At 75.4% G+C, this 6,889-nt stretch carries 9 protein-coding genes; 6 read left to right on the plus strand and 3 right to left on the minus strand.

The genetic code is table 11. The features are described 5' to 3' along the window. Positions 1 to 86 precede the first annotated feature (86 nt). The 5 genes from AB0K43_RS13425 (at position 87) to AB0K43_RS13445 (ending at position 4,780) form a co-directional block, all read left to right on the plus strand. Positions 87 to 1,025 (plus strand): ATP-binding cassette domain-containing protein, encoded by a 939-nt coding sequence (locus tag AB0K43_RS13425; protein WP_363639049.1) that lies wholly within the window; start codon positions 87 to 89, stop codon positions 1,023 to 1,025. After that, complete coding sequence (locus AB0K43_RS13430; RefSeq protein WP_363639051.1) at positions 1,022 to 1,870, plus strand: ABC transporter permease; 849 nt, start codon at positions 1,022 to 1,024, stop codon at positions 1,868 to 1,870. The genes AB0K43_RS13425 and AB0K43_RS13430 overlap by 4 nt, the downstream gene beginning before the upstream one ends. 183 nt (positions 1,871 to 2,053) lie before the next feature. Next, entirely contained in the window at positions 2,054 to 3,307 is a 1,254-nt protein-coding gene (locus AB0K43_RS13435) for a sensor histidine kinase (protein ID WP_363639083.1), read from the plus strand. Beyond that, positions 3,304 to 3,972, plus strand: a complete 669-nt coding sequence (locus AB0K43_RS13440) for a response regulator transcription factor (protein ID WP_363639053.1) — start codon at positions 3,304 to 3,306, stop codon at positions 3,970 to 3,972. Before AB0K43_RS13435 ends, AB0K43_RS13440 begins: the two co-directional genes overlap by 4 nt. Positions 3,973 to 4,045: 73 nt before the next feature. Then, the gene (locus tag AB0K43_RS13445) at positions 4,046 to 4,780 is read left to right on the plus strand and encodes a phosphatase PAP2 family protein (protein ID WP_363639055.1); all 735 of its coding nucleotides are present in this window, start codon (positions 4,046 to 4,048) and stop codon (positions 4,778 to 4,780) included. Positions 4,781 to 4,968: 188 nt separating this feature from the next. Here the strand turns inward: AB0K43_RS13445 and AB0K43_RS13450 are convergent, their stop codons facing one another. Together AB0K43_RS13450 and AB0K43_RS13455 are read right to left on the minus strand one after the other, a co-directional pair. Then, the gene (locus AB0K43_RS13450; RefSeq protein ID WP_363639057.1) at positions 4,969 to 5,214 is read right to left on the minus strand and encodes a CopG family transcriptional regulator; all 246 of its coding nucleotides are present in this window, start codon (positions 5,212 to 5,214) and stop codon (positions 4,969 to 4,971) included. Positions 5,215 to 5,219: 5 nt separating this feature from the next. Further along, positions 5,220 to 5,435, minus strand: coding sequence for a hypothetical protein (locus AB0K43_RS13455; protein WP_363639059.1), 216 nt, complete (start codon positions 5,433 to 5,435; stop codon positions 5,220 to 5,222). Between AB0K43_RS13455 and AB0K43_RS13460 the strand changes: the two genes are divergently transcribed. Then, positions 5,394 to 6,170: a helix-turn-helix transcriptional regulator gene (locus AB0K43_RS13460; RefSeq protein WP_363639061.1), complete on the plus strand. Its 777-nt coding sequence runs from the start codon at positions 5,394 to 5,396 to the stop codon at positions 6,168 to 6,170. The genes AB0K43_RS13455 and AB0K43_RS13460 overlap by 42 nt on opposite strands. A gap of 245 nt (positions 6,171 to 6,415) precedes the next feature. On the opposite strand, the gene AB0K43_RS13465 is transcribed toward AB0K43_RS13460, so the two are convergent. Then, positions 6,416 to 6,889 (minus strand): pirin-like C-terminal cupin domain-containing protein (locus AB0K43_RS13465; RefSeq protein ID WP_363639063.1); only part of this gene is annotated, 474 nt, incomplete at its 5' end.

Raw genomic sequence — 6,889 nt, forward strand, 5'->3', positions numbered from 1 at the left:
GTACCACGGTTCCCGGGGCGGGCGGGTCTAGCGTGGCCGGTGAGGCGGCCCGGGACGGCCGGCGCCCCGAGCGCGAGGGAGCACCGATGATCGAGGCGCAGCAGCTGACCAAGCGGTACGGCGAGAAGACGGCGGTCGACCGGCTGGACTTCACGGTCAAGCCGGGTTCGGTGACCGGCTTCCTGGGCCCCAACGGGGCGGGCAAGTCCACCACCATGCGGATGATCGTCGGCCTGGACGCCCCGACCGCGGGGACGGTGACGGTCAACGGCCGCCGGTACGCCGAGCACACCTCCCCGTTGCAGGAGGTCGGCGCGCTGCTGGAGGCCAAGTCGATCCACCCGGGCCGCTCGGCCTTCGACCACCTGATGGCCCAGGCGTACACGCACGGCATCCCGCGCCGCCGGGTCGACGAGGTGATCGAGCTGACCGGTCTGCGCACGGTGGCCAAGAAGCGCGCCGGGGCGTTCTCGCTCGGCATGGGCCAGCGGCTGGGCATCGCCGCCGCACTGCTCGGCGACCCGGCCACGGTCATGCTGGACGAGCCGGTCAACGGACTGGACCCGGAGGGCGTGCTCTGGATCCGCAACCTGCTCACCGGCCTCGCCGCCGAGGGCCGCACGGTCTTCGTCTCCTCGCACCTGATGAGCGAGATGGCGCTGGTCGCCGAGCACCTGATCATCGTCGGCCGCGGCCGGCTGCTCGCCGACACCACCGTGCAGGACCTGGTCCGGCAGGCCGGCGGCGACACCGTCAAGGTGGCCACCGCCGACCCGGCCCGGCTGCGCGAGGTGCTGGCCGGCCCCGCCGTCGAGATCACCGGCCGGGCCGGGTCCGAGGAGCTCCAGGTGACCGGCCTGACCCCGCGCGAGATCGGGCTGAAGGCCGCCGAGCACGGCATCGCGCTGTTCGAGCTGACCGCCAGGGCGGTGTCCCTGGAGGAGGCGTTCATGGACCTGACCAGGGACGCCGTCGAGTACCACGGGACCACCACCGGCATCGAGACCCCTGGGAGGGTGGCATGACCACCATCGCCCCGATCCACCCCGCGGAGCCGTCCGAGGTCCGGCCCGCCCGCCCGGCCTACCGGGTCACCGGCCGCCGGGTGCTGCGCGCCGAGTGGGCCAAGCTGTGGTCGCTGCGCTCCACCTGGATCACGCTGGGTCTGGCGCTGCTCTTCGTGATCGCCTTCGGTGTGATCGCCTCCGCCCAGTACAAGCACCGGATCACCTCCGGCGGGCACATGGACCGGGACTTCGCGGGTGCCACCGCCGTCCGCCTGTCGCTGTTCGGCACCAACTTCGGCCAGCTCGCGCTGGGCGTGCTGGGCGTGCTGGTCACCGCCGGTGAGTACTCCACCGGGATGATCCGCTCGACCCTGGCCGCCGTGCCGCGCCGGCTGCCGGTGCTCTGGTCCAAGGCCGCCGTCTACTGGGCGGTCGCCCTGGTGGTGGGGACGGCGGGTGCGTTCACCTCCTTCCTGATCGGCAGCGGGATCGTCGCCGGTACCCCGGCCGCGCTCACCTTCTCCGACCCCGGCGTGGTGCGCAGCCTGCTCGGTGCGGGGCTCTACCTGGCACTGGTCGGGGTGATCGGCGCCGCCCTGGGCGCGCTGCTGCGCTCGGTGGCGGGCGGGATCTCGGTGCTGGTCGCCGCGCTGATGCTGATCCCCGGCCTGGTCAGCCTGCTGCCCACCTCCTGGCAGGACCACATCAGCCCGTACCTGCCCAGCAACGCGGGGGAGGCGATGTTCACCCTGCACCACGACAGCACCACGCTGAGCCCGACCACCGGGTTGCTGGTCTTCCTCGCCTGGGCCGCCCTGGCGCTGGGTGCGGCGGCCTGGCGGCTGGTGCGCACCGACGCCTGACGCGCCGTGACGCCCCCGGTGCGCCGACGCCCGGCTCCGGGGTGACGGCCGGCGGCCCGCCTCGGCGGCGGGCCGCCGGCCATCACCCACTATGGACAGGTGACCTCCGTGACCACTGACGACTCCGGCACCCGGGCCGGCCCCGCCACCGCTCCGGCGCCCCCGCCGCAGGGGCTCGAACCGCTGTGGGGGCACCCCGTGGTGGTCCGGCTGGCCCGGGTCGGCCAGCGGCTGCGCGGGCTGGACCAGGCCCACCCGTGGCTGCTGGACACGGCGACGGTGGCCGCCTGCTTCCTGCTGTTCTGCGTCCCGGACCTGGTGCACGACGGCGGGCCGCACGAGCTGCGGGTCCGGATCGCCCACCTGTCGACCCCCGCCACCCTGGCCTGGCAGCTCGCGCTGGTGCTGCCGCTGTGGTGGCGCCGCCGGGCGCCGTCGGCGACCTTCGCGGTGATCGTGGCGGTGTTCACGGCGCAGTGGGCCGCGATGGTCTGGCTGCGCGCCGACGTGGCGCTGCTGATCTCGCTGTACAGCCTGGCGCTGCACGGTCGGCTGCGGCACCTGCCCTGGGCCTGCGCGGTGATGGCCGCGGCGCTCGGGGTGGCCGCCGTGCGGCTGTCGAGCGCGGTGTTCTTCGGGGACGCCCTGTTCTTCCTCGCCAGCGCGGCCACCGCGTCCGTCGCGCTGGGGCTGGTGCTGCGGATCCGCCGGGCGCACCTGGCCGCCCTGCGCGAGCGCGCGGTCCGGCTGGAGATCGAGCGTGACCAGCGCACCGAGCTGGCGGCCGCGACCGAGCGGGCCCGGGTGGCCCGCGAGATGCACGACATCATCGGTCACAACCTGTCGGTGATCATCGGCCTCGCCGACGGCGGGGCGTACGCGGCGGAGCTCAGCCCCGGGCGCGCCAAGGAGGCGCTGCAGCTGATCGCCGGTACCGGACGGCAGGCGCTCGGCGAGATGCGCCGGATGCTCGGCGTGCTGCGCGAGCAGCGGGAGGGGCCCGAGCTCAGCCCGCAGCCGGGCGTCGCCGACCTCGACGAGCTCTGCGAGCGGGTGCGGGCCGCCGGACCTCAGGTCCGCTACCGCACCGGCGGCGACCTGGAGGCGCTGGACCGGGCGGCCCAGCTGACGGTCTACCGGATCGTGCAGGAGGCCCTCACCAACACCCTCAAGCACGCGGGCACCCGCACCCGGGCCGAGCTCCAGGTCGCGGTCGAGGCCGACACGGTGCTGATCCGGGTGCAGGACACCGGCCCGCCGGACGGCCCGAGCGCCGCGCCGCCCAACGAGGAGGGTCACGGCCTGGCGGGCATGCGCGAGCGCGCCGCCCTCTACGGCGGCACCGTGGTCGCCGGCCCCGCGCCGGGCGGCGGCTGGACGGTCGAAGCGCTCCTCAGCCTCACCCCGCCCGCCGACCCCGGAGGCTCCGCGCCGTGACCACCGTGCTGATCGTCGACGACCAGCCGCTCCAGCGGCTGGGCTTCCGGATGCTGCTGGAGAGCAACCCCGAGACCGAGGTGGTCGGCGAGGCCGGGCACGGCGCCGAGGCGGTACGGCGGGCCGCCGAACTGCGGCCCGACGTGGTGCTGATGGACGTCCGGATGCCGGGCATGGACGGGATCGAGGCCACCCGCCGGATCGTGGCCGCCGGCGGCCGCTGCCGGGTGCTGGTGCTGACCACCTTCGACATGGACGAGTACGCCCATGCCGCGCTGCGGGCCGGGGCCAGCGGCTTCCTGCTCAAGGACGCCCTGCCGGAGGAACTGCTGGCCGGCATCCGCGCGGTCGCCTCGGGCGACGCGGTGATCGCCCCCGGGCTGACCCGGCGGCTGCTCGACGCCTACGCCCACCACCTGCCGCTGCGCGGGCCCGGCGAGGACCCGGCCGGCGACCCGCGGCTGGCCGCGCTGACCGAGCGCGAGCGGGAGATCCTGGTCGCCATCGCCCGGGGCTGGACCAACGGGGAGATCGCCCAGCGCCTGGTGCTCGCCGAATCCACCGTCAAGACCCACGTCGGGCGGGTGCTGGCGAAGATCGGTGCCCGGGACCGGGTGCAGGCCGTGATCTTCGCCTACGACCTGGGGCTGACCCGGCCGGGGTGACCCGTCTAGAGTGACGACATTGATGTAGACGGTCGCTGTCGCGGCCGCTCCCGACGACGAGAGGTGCTCGCCGGTGCCCCGGTCCGACGGCGTGTCCCACGGCGTGTCCGACGGTGCGTCCGACGGCGACCCGAACCCCGTCCGGACCGTCGTGCGGGCCGCGGTCGGACCGCTGCTGCTCTTCGGCCTGCTGACCGCGCTGCTGGCCCGGCACGGCTGGCGGCCCTTCCCGGGAGAGCTGTCGCTGCACTCCTGGGCCGTCACCCACCGCCCCGCCGCGGCCGCGCAGGCGGTGGGCGTCCTGACCGACCTGGGCACCGGCGTCCCGCCCTACCTCGCCGCCGTGCTGGCCGGGGTGCTCGCGGCCCGGCACCCGCTCGTCCCGCGGCGCCGCTTCGTCCGGCTGCTCGCACCGGTCGCCGTGCTGGCGCTCGGCCAACTGCTCCGCCGGGGCCTCGCGGAGGCCTTCGCCCGGCCCCGCCCGCCGGCCGCCGACTGGGTCGCCGCCTCGCCCAGCGGCTACGCCTACCCCTCCGGCCACGCCTTCACCGCGGCCGTCGCCGCGGGCCTGCTGGCCTGGGCGGTCGCGCACTGTGTCCGCCGCCGCCTCGCCGCGCCCGTGCTGGCGCTGCTCGCCGTCACCGCCGCGGCGGTCGGCCTCAGCCGGGTCTACCTCGGCGTGCACTGGCCGCTGGACGTCCTCGGCAGCTGGCTGCTCGCGGCCGGCTGGCTCGGGCTGACCCTGCCCCTGCTCACCGCCCTCCTGCCCACCGCCCGCCCGACGGACACCCCGGCCGTCGGACCCTGACGGCACCACCGGGTCGACGGGGTCGGCGGTCAGGGCCGTGGCCAACCGGCGAGGCGAGCAACTGCGCCGCGGCAGCGTCCGGTTCAGGGCCGGCCGGTTCGTGCGGAGATGCACCGCCGCCGCCGGGGTTGCCGCGGCCGCGCCGGTGAGTGATCACACGGCGGCCGGCGGCGCGCGCCAGGGCGAGCTCAGCCGTGCAGCTCCTCACGGGTGCGACGGAGCGGCGCGCGCTTCTGCTGGATCTCTCGCGTGCCTACCGGGCCGTGCCCGGCCTCGGCGGCGTCGATCGGCTCATGGAGGCCGTCCCGCTCGACCCGCCGGGCGACCGCCGCCGCGACGTAGGCCGACAGCCCCGACGGGCCGCTCCGGGCGCGGCTGGCCTCGGCGAGGTCCCGCGGCAAGGTGATCGAGCACTTCCGGGTGGGCGCGCTCATGGTGCTCATCCTCCCTCCACGACCCGGCCGAGCGCCCGCCCTCTCCCCGCAGGGGCGTCCAGGGTGAGCAGGAGGGCGGTGGAGCTGGTCCGGGCGCCGCTCAGCCGGAGGGTGAACTCGGCCGGGAGGTACAGGACTTCGCCCTGCCGCAGGCGCAGCGAGGAGTCGGCGCGGGCCGGGTGGCGCAGGTCGCAGTCGAAGGCGCCCCGGACCGACTGCACCAGATCCAGGCCGACTTCGCGGCCCTGCGCGAGTACTACCGGGACCGCAGCGGCGCGGCCGCCCACGAGGTCGAGCTGATCCCCGGGCTGCCGGAGGTCCGGGCGGCGCTCAACCGCGCCTCGGCCGAGTGCCGCGAGGAGATGCCGACCAGCCAACCCGGCGGCAACCGCGCACCGGAGGTGCTCGAGGACGCGCTGGAGCGGGACGCCGCCACGCTGGCGCGCGGGGTCCGGATGCGGACGCTCTACCACCACACCGCCAGGTTCAACGCACCCAGTCAGGCCTACGTGGCGGTGGCCTCGGCGCTGGGCGCCGAGTACCGCACCGCCCACGACCTGTTCGGCCGGCTCATCGTCTTCGACCGCGAGCTGGCGTTCATCCCCGAGCGCCGCGGCACCTGGGGCGCCGTGGTGATCCGCGAGCCCTCGATCGTGCACTACCTGTGCGCTGTCTTCGAGAACGCCTGGACCTACGCCCAGCCCTTCTCCGACGCCGCGGTGGACGGGCTCGAACGGGTGGCCAAGGACCTCGACCGCACCATCATGCGGCTGCTGGCGGCCGGCCTGAAGGACGAGACGATCGCCCGCCGGCTGGGCATGTCGCTGCGCACCACCCGCAAGCACATCGCCGACATCACCGACATGCTCGGCGCCGAGAGCCGCTTCCAGGCGGGTGTGCTGTGCGCCCGCTCCGGCCTGCTGGACCCCGAGCCGGCGGAGCCCGAGGAGTTCTGACCGGGGCCCGAGGTGGACCGCGGAGGGCAGGTTCCGCGGTCCACCGGGCGCCGGTGCCGGCGCCGGTACGAGGGGAGAGGTCCTCGACGGCTGTCGCCGGACCGCCCTCCCAAGCGGCCCGGTGGACTCGGCGATCGGGCCGAGCCGGCCACCGACGAGCACGATCGTAGGAGCAACCCGAGCCCGGCCACCGGCCGGACAGGACCCGCTAACGGTGCCCTAAGGTCCCGCTCACCCGGCCGCGGTCAGCGGGTGCGCCCCCGGGCCTTGAGCGGCAGGGCGGGGAGCCGGGGAGCGGGCAGCCGGTCGCCGGCGTAGCCGTGCACCTGGCCGAAGCGGGGGCCGTCCTCCCAGTCGGCCCGGGCCCGGGCGATCTCCTCGCCGGTGCGGCCGATGAAGTTCCACCACATCACGATCTTCTCCTCGAACGGTTCGCCGCCGAGCAGCAGCAGCGAGCCGTCGGTGAGCGCGCGCAGCGGCAGCTCGGTGCGCCCGCTGCCGAGGTACAGCATCGAGCCGGGCGCCAACCGGACCTCGTCGACCTCGGTCGACCCCGACATGGTCAGCACCGCGTACTCGAAGTCCCGTTCCAGCGGCACCCGTACCTCGGTGCCCTCGGCGAGCGTCAGGTCGGCGCCGACCAGCGGTGAGTGGGTGGTGCCCGGGGAGCGGGCGCCGTCCAGTTCGCCGAGGATGACGGTGGCGCTCAGGCCGCCGGC

Source organism: Kitasatospora sp. NPDC049258, from assembly GCF_040678895.1.
Lineage (GTDB): Bacteria > Actinomycetota > Actinomycetes > Streptomycetales > Streptomycetaceae > Kitasatospora.

Bases quoted from the DNA above. Each gene is read 5' to 3' on its own strand.
- AB0K43_RS13430 (WP_363639051.1), top strand. From the start codon at position 1,022: ATGACCACCATCGCCCCGATCCACCCCGCGGAGCCGTCCGAGGTCCGG.
- AB0K43_RS13450 (WP_363639057.1), bottom strand. From the start codon at position 5,214: ATGAGCGCGCCCACCCGGAAGTGCTCGATCACCTTGCCGCGGGACCTC.
- AB0K43_RS13425 (WP_363639049.1), top strand. From the start codon at position 87: ATGATCGAGGCGCAGCAGCTGACCAAGCGGTACGGCGAGAAGACGGCG.